The sequence below is a fragment of the Pseudoduganella sp. genome (assembly GCF_041914865.1).
Lineage (GTDB): Bacteria > Pseudomonadota > Gammaproteobacteria > Burkholderiales > Burkholderiaceae_D > Rugamonas.
In genome coordinates, this window is the sequence record NZ_JAYSCO010000059.1 from 17,627 (window position 1) to 34,724 (window position 17,098).

General features: G+C 64.3%; 18 protein-coding genes. 11 read left to right on the forward strand and 7 right to left on the reverse strand.

The annotated features are described in order from the left end of the window. Nucleotides 1–61: 61 nt before the first annotated feature. Complete coding sequence (gene hslO, locus ACE3TQ_RS21665; protein ID WP_374584894.1) at nucleotides 62–1,009, reverse strand: Hsp33 family molecular chaperone HslO; 948 nt, start codon at nucleotides 1,007–1,009, stop codon at nucleotides 62–64. A 5-nt stretch (nucleotides 1,010–1,014) separates the two neighbouring features. After that, nucleotides 1,015–1,539 (reverse strand): gamma carbonic anhydrase family protein, encoded by a 525-nt coding sequence (locus tag ACE3TQ_RS21670; protein WP_374584896.1) that lies wholly within the window; start codon nucleotides 1,537–1,539, stop codon nucleotides 1,015–1,017. Between the two features lie 104 nt (nucleotides 1,540–1,643). Between ACE3TQ_RS21670 and ACE3TQ_RS21675 the strand changes: the two genes are divergently transcribed. The 9 genes from ACE3TQ_RS21675 to bamC all read left to right on the forward strand — a co-directional run bounded on the left by ACE3TQ_RS21675 (nucleotide 1,644) and on the right by bamC (nucleotide 9,642). Then, a complete protein-coding gene (locus ACE3TQ_RS21675; protein WP_374584898.1) occupies nucleotides 1,644–2,519 on the forward strand; it encodes an alpha/beta fold hydrolase in 876 nt (291 codons plus the stop codon). A 42-nt stretch (nucleotides 2,520–2,561) separates the two neighbouring features. Beyond that, the gene (locus tag ACE3TQ_RS21680; protein ID WP_374584900.1) at nucleotides 2,562–3,395 is read left to right on the forward strand and encodes a 3',5'-nucleoside bisphosphate phosphatase; all 834 of its coding nucleotides are present in this window, start codon (nucleotides 2,562–2,564) and stop codon (nucleotides 3,393–3,395) included. Between the two features lie 92 nt (nucleotides 3,396–3,487). Further along, nucleotides 3,488–4,357, forward strand: coding sequence for a protease HtpX (gene htpX, locus ACE3TQ_RS21685; protein WP_374584902.1), 870 nt, complete (start codon nucleotides 3,488–3,490; stop codon nucleotides 4,355–4,357). 3 nt (nucleotides 4,358–4,360) lie between these two features. Further along, nucleotides 4,361–4,984: an L-threonylcarbamoyladenylate synthase gene (locus ACE3TQ_RS21690; RefSeq protein ID WP_374584904.1), complete on the forward strand. Its 624-nt coding sequence runs from the start codon at nucleotides 4,361–4,363 to the stop codon at nucleotides 4,982–4,984. 99 nt (nucleotides 4,985–5,083) lie between these two features. After that, entirely contained in the window at nucleotides 5,084–5,746 is a 663-nt protein-coding gene (locus ACE3TQ_RS21695; RefSeq protein WP_374584906.1) for a site-2 protease family protein, read from the forward strand. 4 nt (nucleotides 5,747–5,750) lie between these two features. Further along, nucleotides 5,751–6,953, forward strand: coding sequence for a tryptophan--tRNA ligase (locus tag ACE3TQ_RS21700; RefSeq protein ID WP_374584908.1), 1,203 nt, complete (start codon nucleotides 5,751–5,753; stop codon nucleotides 6,951–6,953). Then, complete coding sequence (locus ACE3TQ_RS21705; protein WP_374584910.1) at nucleotides 6,946–7,515, forward strand: class I SAM-dependent methyltransferase; 570 nt, start codon at nucleotides 6,946–6,948, stop codon at nucleotides 7,513–7,515. Before ACE3TQ_RS21700 ends, ACE3TQ_RS21705 begins: the two co-directional genes overlap by 8 nt. Nucleotides 7,516–7,589: 74 nt before the next feature. Then, nucleotides 7,590–8,468: a 4-hydroxy-tetrahydrodipicolinate synthase gene (gene dapA, locus ACE3TQ_RS21710; protein WP_374584912.1), complete on the forward strand. Its 879-nt coding sequence runs from the start codon at nucleotides 7,590–7,592 to the stop codon at nucleotides 8,466–8,468. 73 nt (nucleotides 8,469–8,541) lie between these two features. Then, the gene (gene bamC / locus ACE3TQ_RS21715; RefSeq protein ID WP_374584914.1) at nucleotides 8,542–9,642 is read left to right on the forward strand and encodes an outer membrane protein assembly factor BamC; all 1,101 of its coding nucleotides are present in this window, start codon (nucleotides 8,542–8,544) and stop codon (nucleotides 9,640–9,642) included. Nucleotides 9,643–9,858: 216 nt separating this feature from the next. On the opposite strand, the gene ACE3TQ_RS21720 is transcribed toward bamC, so the two are convergent. The 3 genes from ACE3TQ_RS21720 to ACE3TQ_RS21730 all read right to left on the reverse strand — a co-directional run bounded on the left by ACE3TQ_RS21720 (nucleotide 9,859) and on the right by ACE3TQ_RS21730 (nucleotide 12,027). Next, complete coding sequence (locus tag ACE3TQ_RS21720) at nucleotides 9,859–10,131, reverse strand: hypothetical protein (protein ID WP_374584916.1); 273 nt, start codon at nucleotides 10,129–10,131, stop codon at nucleotides 9,859–9,861. Nucleotides 10,132–10,420: 289 nt separating this feature from the next. Continuing rightward, a complete protein-coding gene (locus ACE3TQ_RS21725) occupies nucleotides 10,421–10,891 on the reverse strand; it encodes a hypothetical protein (protein ID WP_374584918.1) in 471 nt (156 codons plus the stop codon). A gap of 11 nt (nucleotides 10,892–10,902) precedes the next feature. Next, a complete protein-coding gene (locus ACE3TQ_RS21730) occupies nucleotides 10,903–12,027 on the reverse strand; it encodes a JmjC domain-containing protein (RefSeq protein WP_374584920.1) in 1,125 nt (374 codons plus the stop codon). Between the two features lie 57 nt (nucleotides 12,028–12,084). On the opposite strand from ACE3TQ_RS21730, the gene ACE3TQ_RS21735 reads away from it, so the two are divergent. Together ACE3TQ_RS21735 and ACE3TQ_RS21740 are read left to right on the forward strand one after the other, a co-directional pair. Further along, nucleotides 12,085–12,627: a peptidylprolyl isomerase gene (locus ACE3TQ_RS21735; RefSeq protein WP_374584922.1), complete on the forward strand. Its 543-nt coding sequence runs from the start codon at nucleotides 12,085–12,087 to the stop codon at nucleotides 12,625–12,627. Between the two features lie 137 nt (nucleotides 12,628–12,764). Beyond that, nucleotides 12,765–14,339 carry a methyl-accepting chemotaxis protein gene (locus ACE3TQ_RS21740; RefSeq protein WP_374584924.1) on the forward strand — a complete coding sequence of 525 codons (1,575 nt, stop codon included), beginning with the start codon at nucleotides 12,765–12,767 and terminating at the stop codon, nucleotides 14,337–14,339. Here ACE3TQ_RS21740 and ACE3TQ_RS21745 read toward each other — a convergent pair whose 3' ends face one another. Further along, nucleotides 14,340–15,362, reverse strand: coding sequence for a hypothetical protein (locus tag ACE3TQ_RS21745; RefSeq protein WP_374584926.1), 1,023 nt, complete (start codon nucleotides 15,360–15,362; stop codon nucleotides 14,340–14,342). Beyond that, nucleotides 15,359–17,098: DNA mismatch repair protein MutS (mutS, locus tag ACE3TQ_RS21750; protein ID WP_374584928.1), on the reverse strand; the 1,740-nt coding region annotated here is incomplete at its 5' end. The genes mutS and ACE3TQ_RS21745, both read right to left, overlap by 4 nt.

A 17,098-nucleotide genomic window follows, 5' to 3' on the forward strand; every position in this document is an offset into this window, starting at 1 on the left:
AAGCCGCGGGCTGCGGATATGACAGGGTCAGACCCTTGGGTCTGACCCAGGTTTACCGGGTTCAGTGTTTAGCTTCCGACCCATGAATCAGCGCCTCCGCCGGCGCATCGCTCACAAACAGCTGCGCGCAGTCCACGGCATCGTACTCATAATGCTTGCCGCAGAAATCGCAGTTGATCCCCAGCTTGCCCTGTTCCTCCAGCGCCGCTTCCACTTCCTGCTGGCCCAGCATCTTCAGCATATTGCCCACCTTCTCGCGCGTGCAGGAGCAGTGGAAGGAAGGATGCAGCGGCTCGAACACGCGCAAGGTCTCTTCCCAGAACAGGCGCTTCTGCAGCTCATCGATGCCGTGCTCCAGCATCTCCGCCTCCTTCAGCGTATCGCCCAGCATGACCACACGGTTCCAGGTCTCCAGCGCGACTTCCGCCGCCTGCGCCGTGTTTTCCGCCTTGCCGCCATGCAGCGGCAGCTTTTGCAGCAACAGGCCGCGCGACACCTTGTCATCGGCCGCCAGCCACAGCTTGGTATCCAGCTGCTCCGAACGCAGCATGTAATGCTCGATCACGGTCGCCACATCATCGCCATCCAGCGGCACGATGCCCTGGTACGGCTGCTGGCCCGGCACCTTCTCGGCCGGATCGAGCGTGATCACAAAGCGGCCGCGGCCCTGCGCGTTGACCAGCGCCTGCAGGCCCGCGTCTTCCGCAATGGCGAACTCGGAATTCATCTTGGCAGTAGCGCGCATGCGCAGCTCCGAATCGCACTCCACCACCAGCAGGCGCACCGGCCCGTCGCCGTGCAGCTGCATCACCAGCGAGCCGTTGAATTTCAGGTTGGCCGACAGCAGGGCGGCCGCCGACACCATTTGTCCCAGCAGGCGCTTGACCGCGACCGGGTACTGGTGGCGGGACACGATTTCGCGCCAGGTGGCGGACATATCGACCAGCTCACCGCGCACGGCGGCGTCTTCGAAAACAAACTTCTGCAGGGTATCCGGGGTGTTCGTCATATTGCTTATCCAATCTTTTTCAGTTGCGACTTGAACAGCTGGCCACGTTTGACATAGCTGTCGGCGCTGCCTTTCAGGCGCGCCACGTCTTCCGCCGTCAGCTGGCGCACCACCTTGGCGGGGGCGCCGACGATCAGCGAGTTGTCGGGAAACTCCTTGCCCTCGGTGACCAGGGCGCCGGCGCCCACCAGGCAGCCTTTGCCAATCCTGGCGCCGTTCAGCACCACGGCCTGGATGCCGACCAGCGAACCGTCGCCGATGGTGCAGCCATGCAGCATGGCCTGGTGGCCGATGGTGACGTCCTTGCCCACCGTGAGCGGGTAGCCCATGTCGGTGTGCATCACCGTGCCTTCCTGTACATTGCTGTTTTCACCAATCGTGATGCGCTCGTTGTCGCCGCGGATGGTGGCGCCGAACCAGACCGAGCTGTTCGCATGCAGCGTCACTTTGCCAATCAGGGTGGCGTTCTCCGCCACAAATGCGGAAGCATCAATCTCTGGCGCGTCGTCGCCAAGCTGGTAAATTGTCATGGATGGCCCGGTAAGAGGGAAGGGAAGTGGCGCTATTGTACGCCAAGCAGGTTTTAGCACGGTCGTGCTATTATCATGGTTCACCCATCACGAGGCAGAGCGACATGACACCATCCCGTTCCGAATTCATCCAAGTGCGCGGCAAACGCACCCACGTGCTGCACTGGGGCCGCGACGGCGCGCCGAAAATCTTCATGGTGCATGGCTGGATGGATGTCGGCGCCAGCTTCCAGTTCGTGGTCGATTGCCTGAAGGGCGACTGGCACGTCATCGCACCCGACTGGCGCGGTTTCGGCCAGAGCGAGCGCAATGGCACGGACACTTACTGGTTCCCCGACTATGTGGCCGACCTGGACGCCATCCTGCGCCACTACGAGCCGGAAGGCGCGGTCAACCTGCTGGGGCACAGCATGGGCGGCAATGTGGTCAGCCTGTATGCCGGCGTGCGCCCGGAGCGCATCCGCCGCCTGGTCAACCTGGAAGGCTTCGGCCTGAAGGCGACCGTGCCGCAGCAGGCGCCGTCGCGCATGCGCAAATGGCTGGACGAGCTGCTGGTGGTGCCGGAAATGCGCACCTATGAAAGCCAGGCCGCCGTCGCCGCCCGTTTGCAAAAGACCAACCCGCGCCTGTCGGACGAAAAGGCGGCCTTCCTGGCCCGCCACTGGTCGGCGCAGAATGCGCAGGGCCAGTGGGAAATCCTGGGCGACCCGGTGCACAAGCGCCCCGGTCCGTCGCTGTACCGGGTGGAGGAAGTGCTGGCGTGCTGGAAGAAGATCACGGCGCCGGTGCTGTGGGTGGAGGCGGAAGACACCAATATGTGGCTGTGGATGGGTCCCAAGGACGAGGCGCGCGAGGAAATCAACCGCCGCCTGGGGCACCTGGCCCAGGTCACGCCGAAAATGATGCCGGATGCGGGCCATATGCTGCACCACGACCAGCCCGAACTGCTGGCCGAAATGCTGGAGGAATTCCTGGCCTGAACTTTCAGCGTACAATGAAACCTTCGCAATATTGCAACGCGTATGCTGAACGTAGACCTTCACTGCCATTCGAACGTGTCCGACGGCGTGCTGCCGCCGGCGGCGGTCGCCGAGTATGCCCGCAAGGCGGGCGTCGATGTCTGGGCCCTGACTGACCACGACGAGGTGAGTGGCGTCGCCACAGCCCGTGCCGCAGCGCAGCTGCAGGGCATGCGCTTCGTCCCGGGCGTCGAGATTTCGATCACCTGGGCCAATGAGACGGTGCATATCGTCGGCCTGCAGATCGACGAAAACAACCCGGCCCTGGTCCAGGGGCTGGAGGATACCCGCTCGGGGCGCGACAACCGCGGCCGCGAAATCGGGCGCCAGCTGGAGCTGGCCGGCATCCCGGGCGCTTACGAGGGCGCGCTGAATTATGTCGACAACCCGGCCCTGATGTCGCGCACCCACTTTGCCCGCTTCCTGGTGGAGCAGGGCGTGTGCAGCTCGGTGCCGGAAGTGTTCCGCAAATACCTGTCGCCCGGTAAGCCGGGCTATGTGGAGCACCGCTGGGCGTCGCTGCAGGATGCGGTGCGGTGGATTCTGGGCGCGGGCGGCATTGCGGTGATCGCGCACCCGGGCCGCTATAAGTTCACGCCGATGCAGGAGGGCGTGCTGTTTGATGAATTCAAGCAGCTGGGCGGCACGGCAATCGAGGTGGTGACGGGCTCGCATACACCGGACCAGTATCCGAAATACGCCAACCTGGCCAACAGCTACGGCTTTTTAGCCTCGCGCGGGACGGATTTCCATGCGCCGGGGGAGGCCAGGGTGGATTTCCGCTTCCTGCCGCCGCTGCCGGGGAATGTGACGCCGGTCTGGCACGACTGGTTCTGAGAACCGGGGACGCCGGTTTTCCGGTTTCCCCTTGAATTCCCCTACTGGTAACCCCAGTTTACGACGCGTCAGAATGTCGGAGGAATCGACCTATGAAACGCATCATCCTGTTCCTTGCCACCAACCTGGCAGTCGTGCTGGTGGTGTCGATCGTGCTGTCCATCCTGGGCATCGGGCGTCCCGGCTCGGGCACCAGCATGGCTGGGCTGCTGGTGTTTTCCGCCGTAATCGGCTTTACCGGCTCTATCATTTCGCTGCTGATGTCGAAGCCGATGGCCAAATGGTCGACCGGCGCGCGGGTCATCGAGCAACCGTCCACTTCCACTGAACAATGGCTGGTCGGCACCGTGCATGCCCTGGCCGACCGCGCCGGTATCGGCCGCCCGGAAGTGGCGATTTACGAAGGCGCGCCGAATGCCTTCGCCACCGGCGCCTTCAAGAACGACGCCCTGGTCGCGGTCTCCACTGGCCTGCTGCAGTCGATGAACAAAGAGGAAGTCGAGGCGGTGCTGGGCCACGAGGTGGCGCACATCGCCAATGGCGACATGGTGACGCTGACCTTGATCCAGGGCGTGGTGAATACCTTCGTGGTGTTCCTGGCGCGTATTGTCGGCGGCATTGTCGACAATATGCTGAACAAGGGCGAGGAGCGCAGCGGCCCCGGCATCGGCTACATGGCGACGGTGTTCGTGTGTGAGCTGGTATTCGGCCTGGTCGCCTCGATGATCGTGGCCTGGTTCTCGCGCCAGCGCGAATTCCGCGCCGACGAGGGCTCGGCCCGCCTGCTGGGCTCGACGGTCCCGATGCAGCACGCCCTGGCGCGCCTGGGCGGCTTGCAGCCGGGCGAACTGCCGCAAGACATGGCGGCATCCGGCATTACTTCGCCCAGCGGCTGGGCTGCGCTATTCTCCAGCCATCCACCAATCGAAGAACGCATCGCTGCCCTGCAGCAGTTGCGCTAAAACATGACACAATTTTTCCAGGTCCATCCCGACAATCCGCAGCTGCGCCTGATCAAACAGGCCGCGCAAATCATCCACGGCGGCGGCATTGTCGCGCTGCCGACCGACTCCTGCTACGCCCTGGTGTGCCACCTGGACGATAAAGCCGCCGTGGAAAAGCTGCGCCGCATCCGCGGCATCGACGAGCGGCACCACCTGACCCTGCTGTGCCGCGACCTGAGCGAGATCAGCACCTATGCCCGGGTCGACAACAAGCAATTCCGCCTGCTGAAGGCGGTCACGCCGGGCGCCTACACCTTCATCCTGGAGGCGACGCGCGAAGTGCCGCGCCGCCTGTCCCACCCGTCGCGCAAGACCATCGGCCTGCGCGTGCCGCAGAATGCCATCGTCGAACTGCTGCTGGCCGAGCTGGGCCAGCCGCTGCTCGGCACCACCCTGATCCTGCCCGGCGACGACGAGCCGCTGACCGACCCCGAGCTGGTGCTGGAGCGCCTGTGCAAGCAAGTCGACCTGGTGATCGACGGCGGCGCCTGCCGCCTGGAACCAACCACGGTGGTGGACCTGACCGGCGCCGAGCCTGAACTGATCCGCAAGGGCTGCGGCGACTGCGCCGCCCTGGGCCTCTGACACCGCGCACCCCAACCGCTGCTGGCCATCCGATCCCCGCGCCTGCCGCAGTGCCGGCGGGCGGCGGGGCAGGGCGGCCCCTCTGATAGAATCCGATTTATGAACAATTTTGACCAGGTAATCCAGACGATCACGGTCTTTGCGATCCCCGTCCTGTTTGCCATCTCCCTGCACGAAGCTGCCCACGGTTACGCCGCCCGTTATTTCGGCGACAACACCGCCGAAAAACTGGGGCGCCTGACCCCGAATCCGATCAAACATATCGATCCCTTTGGCACCATCCTGTTGCCATTGATGCTGCAATTCTTTGGCATGCCACCGTTCGGCTATGCCAAGCCGGTGCCGGTCGATTTCAACCGCCTGCGCAATCCGAAAAAGCAGATGGGCTTCGTGGCTGCTGCCGGCCCTGCTGCCAACTTTGCGATGGGCCTGGGTTGGGTGCTGCTGTATGTGGTGTTGCGCGCACTTGGCGTGACCGAACCTTTCCTGCTTGGCATGTGCCAGGCTGGTTTGACGGTCAATGCGGTGATGTGCGCGTTCAACCTGATTCCGCTTCCGCCACTGGACGGCGGCCGCATCGTAACGGCCATGTTGCCACGCGACCTGGCCTATAAATTCGCCAGCATCGAGCGGCTCGGTCCATTCATTTTCATCGGCCTTATCCTGCTGCTGAATACTGGCCCGTTCCAGGCCTTCCTGGGCACGCTGATCCGGTTCACCAAATACCTGATCGTCCTGCCGTTTAGTCCATTCCTGAGCTGACGCCATGTACCCTGACCGCGTAGTCTCCGGCATGCGCCCGACGGGCAGCATGCACCTTGGCCACTACCATGGCGCATTGAGGAACTGGATCCGGATGCAGTCCGAACAGCCCTGCCTGTTCTTCGTGGCCGACTGGCACGCGCTGACCACGCATTACGACGATCCGGCCATCATTGAAAAATCCACCTGGGACATGCTGGTGGACTGGCTGGCGGCGGGCGTGGACCCGACCCAGGCCACCCTGTTCATCCAGTCCAGGGTGCCCGAGCACGCCGAGCTGCACCTGCTGCTGTCGATGGCCACCCCGCTCGGCTGGCTGGAGCGCGTGCCCACTTACAAGGACCAGATCGAGAACCTGGCCAACAAGGACCTGGCCACTTACGGCTTCCTCGGCTACCCGCTGCTGCAGGCGGCCGACGTGCTGATCTACCGCGCCAGCGAGGTGCCTGTGGGCGACGACCAGGTGCCGCACGTGGAAATGATGCGCGAGATCGCGCGCCGTTTTAACCATTTGTACGGCAAGGAAAAAGGCTTTGAGGAAAAGGCACAGGACGCCGTCAAGAAACTGGGCAGCAAGCGCGCCAAGCTGTACCACGAGCTGCGCACCGCCTACCAGCAGGAAGGCGACGACGCCGCGCTGGAGCAGGCCAAGGCCATGCTGGACGACGCCCAGAACCTGTCGATGATCGACCGCGAGCGCCTGTTCGGCTACCTGGAAGGGGCGCGCAAGCTGATCCTGGTGGAGCCGCAGGCCAGGCTGACCGCGGCCTCGCGCCTGCCGGGCCTCGACGGCCGCAAGATGTCTAAGAGTTACGGCAACGCGATCGCCCTGCGCGAGGACAAGGATGTGCTGACCAAGAAGATCCGCACCATGCCGACCGACCCGGCGCGCGTGCGCCGCAGCGATGCCGGCGAGCCGGAGCGCTGCCCGGTGTGGCAATTCCATGTGGTGTACTCCGACCAGCCGACCCAGGAATGGGTGCAGAAGGGCTGCAAGTCGGCCGGCATCGGCTGCATCGAATGCAAGCAGCCGGTGATCGACGCCATCATCAAGGAACAGGAGCCGATGCACGAGCGCGCCCAGCCTTACCTGGACGATCCGTCCTTGGTGCGCGCCATCGTGGCGGACGGCAATGAAGCCGCGCGCAAGCTGGCACAGGAAACAATGCGCGACGTGCGCGAAGCAATGGGATTGAGTTATGGCTGAAGTAAAGGCTGAAGTTTTGCACCCACCCTCGCCATGGGTGGAACGGTTCGCCCCGCTGGTGCCGGGCGGTGAGGTCTTGGACCTGGCTTGCGGCAATGGCCGCCATGCGCGCCACCTGGCGGCGCTGGGCCATGCCGTGGTGGCGGTCGACCGCGACCCGGCAGCCTTGGCCGCCACCGCCGGCGACGGCATCGTCACCAGCCAGATCGACCTGGAGGAAGAGGGCGCCTGCTGGCCATTCGGCCTGGCGCGCTTTGCCGGCATCATCGTCACCAACTACCTGCACCGTCCGCTGCTGGCGGGCATGCTGGGCAGCCTGGCGCCGAACGGCATGCTGATCTACGAGACCTTCGCCGACGGCAACGCCGCCTTCGGCAAGCCATCCAACCCCGACTTCCTGCTGCAGCCGGGCGAATTGCTGGAATTGGCTAGAATGCATGGCTTGCGTGTCATCGCATTCGAGGATGGCGTCGTTAATACGCCGAAGCCGGCCATGGTGCAGCGCATTTGCGCCGTGAAAACCGAGTTTCCAAGGGAGGCGGCGCTGTTGCCGTCATTTTGAGCGTCCAAAATGCACCACGGGTGCAGGGGATGCTCTACAATCGTCGTTTTAAATCTTTTTGCAATTGGTTTCCTATGATTAAGGGTAGCATTGTAGCAATCGTAACCCCGATGCATGCGGACGGCTCCCTGGACTATCCAGGCCTGAACGCACTGATCGACTGGCACATCGCCGAAGGCACGGATGCCATCGTCATCGTCGGCACCACCGGCGAATCCGCCACCGTCAGCGTGGCCGAGCACTGCGAACTGATCAAGGCTGCCGTCGACCGCGTGGCCGGCCGCATCCCGGTGATCGCCGGCTCCGGCGGCAATTCCACTGCGGAAGCCATCGAACTGACCCGCTTCGCCAAGAACGCCGGCGCCGACGCCTCGCTGCAAGTGGTGCCTTACTACAACCGTCCTACCCAGGAAGGCATGTACCAGCACTTCAAGGCCATCGCCGAAGCGGTGGACCTGCCGGTCATCCTGTACAACGTGCCGGGCCGCACCGTGGCCGACATGAGCAACGACACCATCCTGCGCCTGGCCCAGATCAAAAACATCATTGGCGTGAAAGACGCCACCGGCAATATCGCGCGCGGCTACGACCTGCTGCGCCGTGCGCCAGCCGACTTCGCCGTGTATTCGGGCGACGATCCGACCGCGATCGCCCTGATGATGGCCGGCGGCAAGGGCAATATCTCGGTGACCGCCAATGTGGCGCCGCGCCAGATGCATGAACTGTGCGAAGCTGCGATGGCCGGTGACGGCGCCAAGGCGACCGCGATCAACAACAAACTGTTCCCGCTGCACCAGAACCTGTTCATTGAACCGAACCCGGTGCCGGTCAAGTGGGCGCTGGCGGAAATGGGCAAGATGCCAGCTGGCATCCGCCTGCCGCTGGTCCCGCTGGCGGCGCAGTATCACGAGACCGTCCGCGCAGCCCTGCGCGATGGCGGCGTGCTGAACTAATTTTCTTTTTCACATGACTATTCGCAAGATCGTTTCCCAGTCCCCGCAGCGCGGGCTCGTCCTTGGCGCCCTGATGCTGAGCCTGACCGGCTGCGGCATGGTGCAGTCCGTAGTTGGCGACAACAAAGTCGATTACCGCTCGGCCAAGAAGGCCAGCACGCTCGACGTGCCGCCGGACCTGACCCAGCTGTCGAAAGACAACCGCTACGCGCTGCCAAGCAATGACCGCGGCGTGGCTACCGCCTCCGGCTACCAGGCTACCCGTGCCGGCGCTGGCGCTGGCGCCGTCGCGGCCAGCAGCAATGAAGTGGCCAGCACCGGCAACAGCGCGGTGAAGGTGGAGCGCTCCGGCAACCAGCGCTGGCTGGTGGTGCAGCAGACGCCGGAAGCCCTGTGGCCGCAGCTGAAGTCGTTCTGGGAGGAATCGGGCTTCACCCTGGCGGTGGAAAACAATACCGCCGGCGTGATGGAAACCGAGTGGAACGAAAACCGCGCCAAGATCCCGCAGGACTTCATCCGCAGCACGCTGGGCAAGGTGTTTGATGGCCTGTATTCGAGCGGCGAACGCGACAAGTACCGCACCCGCCTCGAGCGCAACGCCGCCGGCGGCACCGAGATTTACATCAGCCACCGCGGCACCCAGGAAGTGGCCAGCGGCGCGCAGAATGAAACGACCATGTGGACCCACCGCAATAGCGACCCGAACCTGGAAGCGATCTTCCTGGCCAAGCTGATGGTCAAGCTGGGCGGCACCGCCGACGAGGCGGCGGCACGCACCTCGGTCGACAACGCCGCCGTACAGGCGCAGCACGCCACCATCGTGGGCGAAGGCTCGGGCCGCTTCATCAAGACCGACGAAGGCTTCGACCGCACCTGGCGCCGCGTGGGCCTGGCACTGGACCGCGCCGGCTTCACCGTGGAAGACCGCGACCGCGTGCAGGGTATTTACTACGTACGCTTCGTGAACGATGCGGCGGACACCCGTGGCTGGTTCAGCAAGCTGTTCAGCTTCGGCTCGTCGGAGAAGGACAAGGAAGCGCAGCGCTACAATATCTCGGTACGTTCCGACTCGGTCAACAGCACCCAGGTTTCGGTGTGGACCAGCAAGAATACGCCGGAAGACACCCCGGTCGGCGAGAAGATCCTGACCCTGCTGCACGAACAGCTCAAATAAGGGGAATCCTTAGTTGAAAAAAAGCCGGCAATAGCCGGCTTTTTTATTTTGCCCCCGGCGAAATGTCCACTTTGGGGTCAGGAAGAAAAGTGGACATTTTTTCGGGGCAAAGAATGTCCACATTCCTTCCTGACCCCAAAGTGGACAATGCGGGGGCAATTCTGCGGGCGAAAAAAAACCGGCCCGAAGGCCGGTTTCTTTTTCCCTGCGAAGGAATTACTTAGCAGCGGAAGCAGCGGAAGCAGCAGCCGAAGCAGCGGATGCAGCTGCGGAAGCAGCAGCAGCAGCGTCGGTAGCAGCGGAAGCGGCAGCAGCAGCAGCGTCAGCGGCTGGAGCAGCAGCTGGAGCAGCAGCGTCAGCGGCTGGAGCAGCAGCAGGAGCTGGAGCAGCTGCTTCTGGGGTAGCTACTGGAGCTGGAGCTTCTTCTTTCTTGGAGCAAGCAGCCAGAGCAACAGCCAGCAGGGAGGCGATCAGCAGGGATTTTTTCATTTGTTTTCCTTAATTAACTCAACAAAAATTAAACAATGTTGCGATGAATAATTACCGGTAATTATCGCTCGTACGGCGTTTCGTCGGCCTTTCCAACCTTCAGAAAAAGGTCGACCAGACACGGAAACACACCGGATATTATAGCGTTTTCTGCTGCGTCGCAATAGCCAAACGGTCTGTTTACACAACTATTTTGCGGAATCGCAATGTTTTTTTACAGCGCCGTTCTGCCTGCAACTTCAGCCATTACCGTCATACCTCGAACAGCCGCATTTTACAGTGTCCTGGCCTACAATCCAGTGGTGCCTGCTTTCAGGCCCGGCAAGGTTTCAGCCCAGATAGCTTCATAACGTTCCAGACTGGTTTGGGTTGACAATGGGTCATCAAAATTTGCTTCCCCCCGGAAATGGTCGGCATGGAAGCGGCGTACGATGTGGCGGCCGTCGGCCACGCAGAACGAGTCGGTCAGGGTGCGGATGCTGCGCGAGGTCAGGCGGCATTCGATCTGGTGGCCGTAGTCTTCCAGCAGGGTGAGGAAGCGCGGCTCATTGCGCTCGAGGTGGGCATTGCTGTGGGCCACCAGTTGCAGGCGGCCCTTGTGCTGCAGGAAGTGGCGCAGCAGGGCATCGGTCTTGGAATGCCCGAGCTGCCACCAGGCGTAGTCCGGGTCGAAGCATTGCAGCGTCAGGCGGGCGCGGGAGAGACAGTCCAGCAGCAGGGCCTGGAACTGGCTTCGGCTGTCAAAAGGCTGCTTCTCCATGCTTCCTCCGCTTATTTGTTCAGTTCCAGCCAGCCGTCGGTGTACCAGGCGAAGAGCGCCTCGAGCACGTCTTCGGAGGCGGCCGCGACCGCCGCGCCATCCAGGCCGCGGGTATTGGCCAGGGTTTCCAGCGCTGCTTTATCGGCCTTGTTCATGGCAAACGATTCGCCATTGATGAAGACGTTCTTGCCGCGATACAGCATCTGCGTCTTGCGCGACAGGGAAACGCCTTTCTTCTCGGCCGCCTGCTGGAACTTGCCGGCGGTGAGCGGCTTTTCCACCGGCTGGAAGAAGACATTGTGCTTGGGCTCGGACAGGTATTCGCCCAGGAAAATGGCGAAGTCGTCTTCCGTGAAGCTGACCTTGTTCAATTCGTCGGCCAGCTTGGCCAGCATGGCTTTCGGGATTTCCGCCGGCTTGCTGGTCGGCTCCAGCTCGGGGTCGGCATAGCGGCCCGGCAGGTCGATCGAGTCGGCCATGAATTGCAGGAAGGCTTCGCCCAGCTCCTGGTAAGACGGCGAGCGGAAGCCGATCGAGTAGGTCTGGCAGTCGCCGATGGCTTCGCCGTCGTGGGCGTAGTGCGGCGGCAGGTAGAGCATATCGCCCGGTTCCAGCACGAATTCCTCGCTGGCCTTGAATTTCTTCAGGATCTTGAGCGGCAGCCCTTCGATCAGGGTCAGGTCTTTCTGCGCGCTGATCTTCCAGCGGCGCTGGCCTTGCGCCTGCAGCAGGAACACGTCATAGGAATCGAAGTGCGGGCCGACGCCGCCGCCATCGGTGGCGAAGCTGACCATCAGGTCGTCCAGGCGGGCATCGGGCAGGAAGCGGAACTGGCGCAGCAGTTCGTCGGCCCTGTCGTCCTGCAGGTTGACCCCTTGCACCAGCATGGTCCACTCGCGTTCGCTGCGCGGCGGCAGTTCCTTGAGCGGGCCGTGCTGCAGGTCCCAACTGCCGTCCTTTTTGGTGACCAGGCGGCTTTCCACATAATCCTTGGTGGCCAGTTCGGCCAGTTTCTCAAACGGCAGCAGCGGCTTGAATCCAGGCACGGCCTGGCGGATCAGCAGCGGTTTTTTATGCCAGTAGTCGCGCAGGAATTGCGCGGGCGTGATGTCGCCCAGGAGAGTGAGTTTTTTCATGGGGAGGATTATAGCAAGCGGTATAATCGCACCAGCTTAGAAACGAAAGGAAGCTCAATGAAGATCGCCAAGAATACCGTTGTGACGGTGGAGTACAAACTGTCTGACGCGCAAAACAATCTGATCGAAGACGGTCGCCAGCCGATGGTTTACCTGCACGGTGGCTATGAAAACACCCTGCCGAAGATTGAAGAAGAACTCGATGGCAAGGAAACCGGCTACGCCACCACGATCCAGATTGAACCGGAAGACGCCTTTGGCGATTACGACCCGAACCTGCTGAAAGTGGAAGAGCGCGCCCGCCTGCCGGAGCCGCTGGAAATCGGCATGCAGTTCGAAGGCCTGCCGGAAGGCGGCGACGAAGAGGAAGCCATGATCTTCACCGTGACCGAGATCGCGGAAGACAAGGTGGTCCTGGACGGCAACCATCCGCTGGCCGGCATGGCGCTGCGCTTCGAACTGAAAGTGGTGGAAGTGCGCGCCGCCACCGAGGAAGAGATCGCCCACGAGCACGTGCATGGCCCGCACGGCCATCACCACCACGACGAGGACGATGAAGGCGAAGATGGCGACCACTTCCGCAGCCATCCTATCCACTAAAAGCGACATCGCCGGAAAAACCCCGCCCTAAGCGGGGTTTTTTACTTTCCACGGTGATAGTATTTTCAGTGTTGCTATTGGCTTGACCGTAAGTAAGGAATATATTTCGTCTGTGAAAATTTTATTTCCATAAGACAATGAGAAAAAACCTTCCGGTAACGGCTGTCGAATTCGAGATGGAGGATGGCCGCCCCATCGTATCCACGACTGACGTCAAGGGCAAGATCACCTACGTCAACCCTTATTTCATCGAGGTCAGCGGTTTCACGCATGACGAACTGATGGGCGCCCCGCACAACCTGGTGCGCCACCCCGACATGCCGGCGCAGGCCTTTGCCGACCTGTGGGACTGCCTGAAGGCGGGCCTGCCCTGGACCGGCATGGTCAAGAACCGCCGCAAGAACGGCGATTTCTACTGGGTGATCGCCAACGTCACGCCGGTGTTCGAAAAAGGGCGCGTGACCGGCTATATGTCGGTGCGCAGCAAGCCGACGCGGGCCCAGGTGGCGGCGGCGGACAGCCTGTACCGCGCCATCAATGCCGGCACCGCGCAAGGCATCGTCATCCGCGAAGGGCAGGCGGTGCCGACCGGCTGGCGCGGACGCTGGCAGGCGCTGGGCAATATGTCGCTGCACGCGCGCCTGCTGGCGACGGGCGGCGTCGGCAGCGCGCTGTTTGTCGGCCTGGGTACGGCGGCCGCCAGCCTGGCGCCGGCCGCCGCCGCGCCGTGGCTGCTGCTGGCGGCCGGCGCCGGTGTGGCCTGCAGCATCGGCGCGACCTGGATGCTGCACCAGACCATCGTGGCGCCGCTGCAGGAGGCGACGCGCGCGGCGCGCGCCCTGGCCGGCGGCGACCTGACCGGCACCATCAGCGCGCGGCGCGGCGACGATACCGGCCACCTGCTGCGCGCGCTGCAGCAGATGAACGTCAACCTGCTGGCCATGATCGGCGATGTGCGCGCCAATGTCGATGCGATGAACAGCGTAACGCGCGAGATCGCGGTGGGCAACCAGAACCTGTCGGCGCGCACCGAGGCGCAAGCGTCCAGCCTGGAGGAGACCGCCTCCAGCATGGAGGAGTTTTCCGCGACCGTGCAGAAAAACGCCGACAGCGCGCAGCAGGCCAACCAGCTGGTGCAAGGCGCGGCCGAGGTGGCGCAGCGCGGCGGCAGCGCCGTGGCCAGCGTGGGCGCCACCATGGGCGACATCAGCGGCTCGGCGCACAAGATCGTCGATATTATCGGCATGATCGACAGCATCGCTTTCCAGACCAATATCCTGGCGCTGAATGCGGCGGTGGAGGCGGCGCGCGCCGGCGAACAGGGACGCGGCTTTGCCGTGGTGGCGTCGGAAGTGCGCAACCTGGCGCAGCGCTCGGCGGCGGCGGCCAAGGACATCAAGGCCCTGATCGACGATTCGGTGCGCCAGGTGGAGCGCGGCGGCGCGCTGGTGGGCGAGGCCGGCCAGACCATGGAGGAGATCATCGCCTCGGTGCACAATGTGTCGCGCATCATGAACGAGATCGAGCTGGCCAGCCGCGAGCAGAGCATCGGCATTGCCCAGGTCAACCAGGCGATCGGCGAAATGGACCAGGGCACGCAGCAGAATGCCGCGCTGGTGGAGGAGGCGGCGGCAGCGGCCGACAGCCTGCACCAGCAGGCAGGCCAGCTGGCGCAGGCCATGAGCGTGTTCCACCTGCCGCGGCGCGGCTGATCAGTCGGCGCCCACCGTAAACAGCGTGGCGCTGCCGGGGATCACGCGCAGCGCCGTCCATTCGGCCCCCAAGGCCAGGTGGCCGATATTCTTGTTCCACTCGATCGCGGCGGCGGCCTTGTCCTGCTTGCGCGCGTCGACCAGCAGCAGCTGGCCCGGGTATTTTTCCGCCAGCGAGCGCACCAGGCGGCGTGTTTCGGTAAAGCCGTCCTTGTTTTGCGCCAGGCGGGCGAAGAAGCCTTGCTCGACGTGGGCGCCGATATCGCCTTCCATCAGCAGCACCATGCCGGGCAGCTTCTTGCGCTTGGCCAGCTGGAAGGCGCGTTGCAGCCAGGCGCGGTTGGCCACCATGCGGTCTTCGTATTCGCTGTTGCGGCCAGCCTCGCTCAGGTAGTGGTTGTTGCGGGCCGGGACGTTGAGGGTGACGAACAGGATGTTCTCGTGTTCCCAGTAGGCGTTCTCCGCATAGTCGCGGAACTTGGCGATGGCCGACTGGCGGTTCAGGGCCAGCTTGCCCTTGCCCAGCGCTTCCGGCGCGGCGAAGAACAGTTCGCGGATGCGGTTCAGGCGTTCGATGGCGTTCGACTTGCCGTTCGAATTGCGGCAGTCGGTCCAGTCGCTGCCGGCCGGCAGCAGCACCAGCGGGCGCGCGGCGCTGTCCATCAGCTCGCGCCGTTCCTCATACAGGCGGTCGCTGCACGGCTCCTTGCCGGCCTTGATGCCGGTGGCGACGATGAAGGCCGGTTCGGCCTGGCCGGCTTCGGCCAGCAGGCGGCGCAAGGTGGCGTCGCCCGCTTCCGGCGCATCGGCGCCGTCGCCGTTGCCGGCGCCCGGCCGGAAGCTGTGGCCGAGCAGGGCGACGCTGAATTCGCCCTTGCGGGCCGCCTTGTCGTGGCGCGCCTGCGCCGGGGCGGCCGCAACGGCGGCCAGCACGGCGGCGGCCAGCAGCAGCGCCGCCGCGCGCGGCAGCACGCGCACCATGCGGCGCGGCGGATGCAGGCGCGGGGCGGCCAAGGGCATCATGCCTGGGCCAGGCGCTTCAGCTGGTACAGGCGTTCCAGCGCCTCGCGCGGGGTCATGGCGTCCGGATCGAGGTCGTCCAGCGCGGCCAGCACTTCTTCCGCGCGCGGGTCGGCGGCGGCCGGCGCCGGCGCTGCGGCCTCGTCGTCATTGGCGTCCGCCAGCGGCGCGGCGAACAGGTCCAGTTGCGGCGTGGCGTCCAGCGCCTGCGCTTCCAGGCGCGCCAGGTGCTTGCGCGCGGCCTTGATCACCGGCTGCGGCACGCCGGCCAGCTGCGCCACCTGCAAGCCGTAGCTTTGCGAGGCCGGGCCGTCCTGCACCGCGTGCAGGAAGACGATGGAATCCTTGTGCTCGACCGCCGACAGGTGCACGTTGGCGGCGGTCGGATGCGCCTCCGGCAGCTGGGTCAGCTCGAAGTAGTGGGTGGCGAACAGGGTGAAGCTGCGGCTCGCTTCGATCAGGTGGCGCGCGATGGCCCAGGCCAGCGCCAGGCCGTCGAAGGTCGAGGTGCCGCGCCCGATCTCGTCCATCAGCACCAGCGAATGCTCGCTGGCGCCGTTCAGGATGGTGGCCGCTTCCGTCATCTCCACCATGAAGGTGGAGCGGCCGCCGGCCAGGTCGTCGGTGGCGCCGATGCGGGTGAAGACGCGGTCGATCGGGCCGATGGTGGCGCTGGTGGCCGGCACATAGCTGCCGATATAGGCCAGCAGGGTGATCAGGGCGACCTGGCGCATGAAGGTCGATTTACCGCCCATGTTGGGGCCGGTGATCAGCAGCAGGCGGCGATCGGCCAGCAGCTTGCAGTCGTTGGCGATGAAGCGCTCGATCTGGTTTTCCACCACCGGGTGGCGGCCTTCGACGATATTGATGCAGGGCTCGGCCACCAGCTGCGGCGCGCACCAGTTGTTGCGCAGCGCGTGTTCGGTCAGCGCGCACAGGGTGTCGACCTGGGCCAGCGCCTGGGCGATCGATTGCAGCGTGCCGATGAACGGCGCCAGCGCCGCCAGCAGCTCGTCGTACAGCATCTTTTCGCGCGCCAGCGCGCGGTCCTGCGCCGACAGCGCCTTGTCTTCAAAGGCTTTGAGCTCCGGCGTGATGTAGCGCTCGCAGTTCTTCAGGGTCTGGCGGCGGCGGTAGTCGTCCGGCACCTTGTCGGCCTGGCCGTTGGTGACTTCGATGTAGAAGCCGTGCACCTTGTTGTATTCGACGCGCAGGTTGGCGATGCCGGTGCGCTCGCGCTCGCGCGCCTCCAGGTCGACCAGGTACTGGCCGGCGTTTTCCGACAGGCCGCGCAGCTCATCCAGTTCGGCATCGTAGCCGCGCGCGATCACGCCGCCGTCGCGCACCATGGTGGCCGGTTCCGGCATGATGGCGCGCACCAGCAGGTCGACGCATGCCTGCGGCGACGCCAGGGCGTGGTGCAGGCGCGCCAGCAGGCCGTCGGCATTGTCGTGGCCCAGGGCGCGCAGCATGGCGTGCTGCAGCTGCGGCAGCTGCTGCAGGCCGTCGCGCAGCGCCGACAGGTCGCGCGGGCGGGCCGACAGCAGGGCGACGCGGGTAGTAATGCGCTCGATGTCCGGCACCTGGGCCAGGTGGTAGGCCAGCGAGCCGGTGGTGTCGTGCTGCATCAGGGCGGCGATGGCGTCGTGGGGCGGGGGCGCCCCCCCCGCGGCGCGCCCGGCGGGGGGCGGCCACGGGCGCCGCCCCCCCGCGCCCCACCCCGGGCGGCCCGGGGGGCG

Bases quoted from the DNA above. Each gene is read 5' to 3' on its own strand.
- hslO (WP_374584894.1), bottom strand. From the start codon at position 1,009: ATGACGAACACCCCGGATACCCTGCAGAAGTTTGTTTTCGAAGACGCC.
- ACE3TQ_RS21670 (WP_374584896.1), bottom strand. From the start codon at position 1,539: ATGACAATTTACCAGCTTGGCGACGACGCGCCAGAGATTGATGCTTCC.
- ACE3TQ_RS21675 (WP_374584898.1), top strand. From the start codon at position 1,644: ATGACACCATCCCGTTCCGAATTCATCCAAGTGCGCGGCAAACGCACC.
- ACE3TQ_RS21680 (WP_374584900.1), top strand. From the start codon at position 2,562: ATGCTGAACGTAGACCTTCACTGCCATTCGAACGTGTCCGACGGCGTG.
- htpX (WP_374584902.1), top strand. From the start codon at position 3,488: ATGAAACGCATCATCCTGTTCCTTGCCACCAACCTGGCAGTCGTGCTG.
- ACE3TQ_RS21690 (WP_374584904.1), top strand. From the start codon at position 4,361: ATGACACAATTTTTCCAGGTCCATCCCGACAATCCGCAGCTGCGCCTG.
- ACE3TQ_RS21695 (WP_374584906.1), top strand. From the start codon at position 5,084: ATGAACAATTTTGACCAGGTAATCCAGACGATCACGGTCTTTGCGATC.
- ACE3TQ_RS21700 (WP_374584908.1), top strand. From the start codon at position 5,751: ATGTACCCTGACCGCGTAGTCTCCGGCATGCGCCCGACGGGCAGCATG.
- ACE3TQ_RS21705 (WP_374584910.1), top strand. From the start codon at position 6,946: ATGGCTGAAGTAAAGGCTGAAGTTTTGCACCCACCCTCGCCATGGGTG.
- dapA (WP_374584912.1), top strand. From the start codon at position 7,590: ATGATTAAGGGTAGCATTGTAGCAATCGTAACCCCGATGCATGCGGAC.
- bamC (WP_374584914.1), top strand. From the start codon at position 8,542: ATGCTGAGCCTGACCGGCTGCGGCATGGTGCAGTCCGTAGTTGGCGAC.
- ACE3TQ_RS21720 (WP_374584916.1), bottom strand. From the start codon at position 10,131: ATGAAAAAATCCCTGCTGATCGCCTCCCTGCTGGCTGTTGCTCTGGCT.
- ACE3TQ_RS21725 (WP_374584918.1), bottom strand. From the start codon at position 10,891: ATGGAGAAGCAGCCTTTTGACAGCCGAAGCCAGTTCCAGGCCCTGCTG.
- ACE3TQ_RS21730 (WP_374584920.1), bottom strand. From the start codon at position 12,027: ATGAAAAAACTCACTCTCCTGGGCGACATCACGCCCGCGCAATTCCTG.
- ACE3TQ_RS21735 (WP_374584922.1), top strand. From the start codon at position 12,085: ATGAAGATCGCCAAGAATACCGTTGTGACGGTGGAGTACAAACTGTCT.
- ACE3TQ_RS21740 (WP_374584924.1), top strand. From the start codon at position 12,765: ATGAGAAAAAACCTTCCGGTAACGGCTGTCGAATTCGAGATGGAGGAT.
- ACE3TQ_RS21745 (WP_374584926.1), bottom strand. From the start codon at position 15,362: ATGATGCCCTTGGCCGCCCCGCGCCTGCATCCGCCGCGCCGCATGGTG.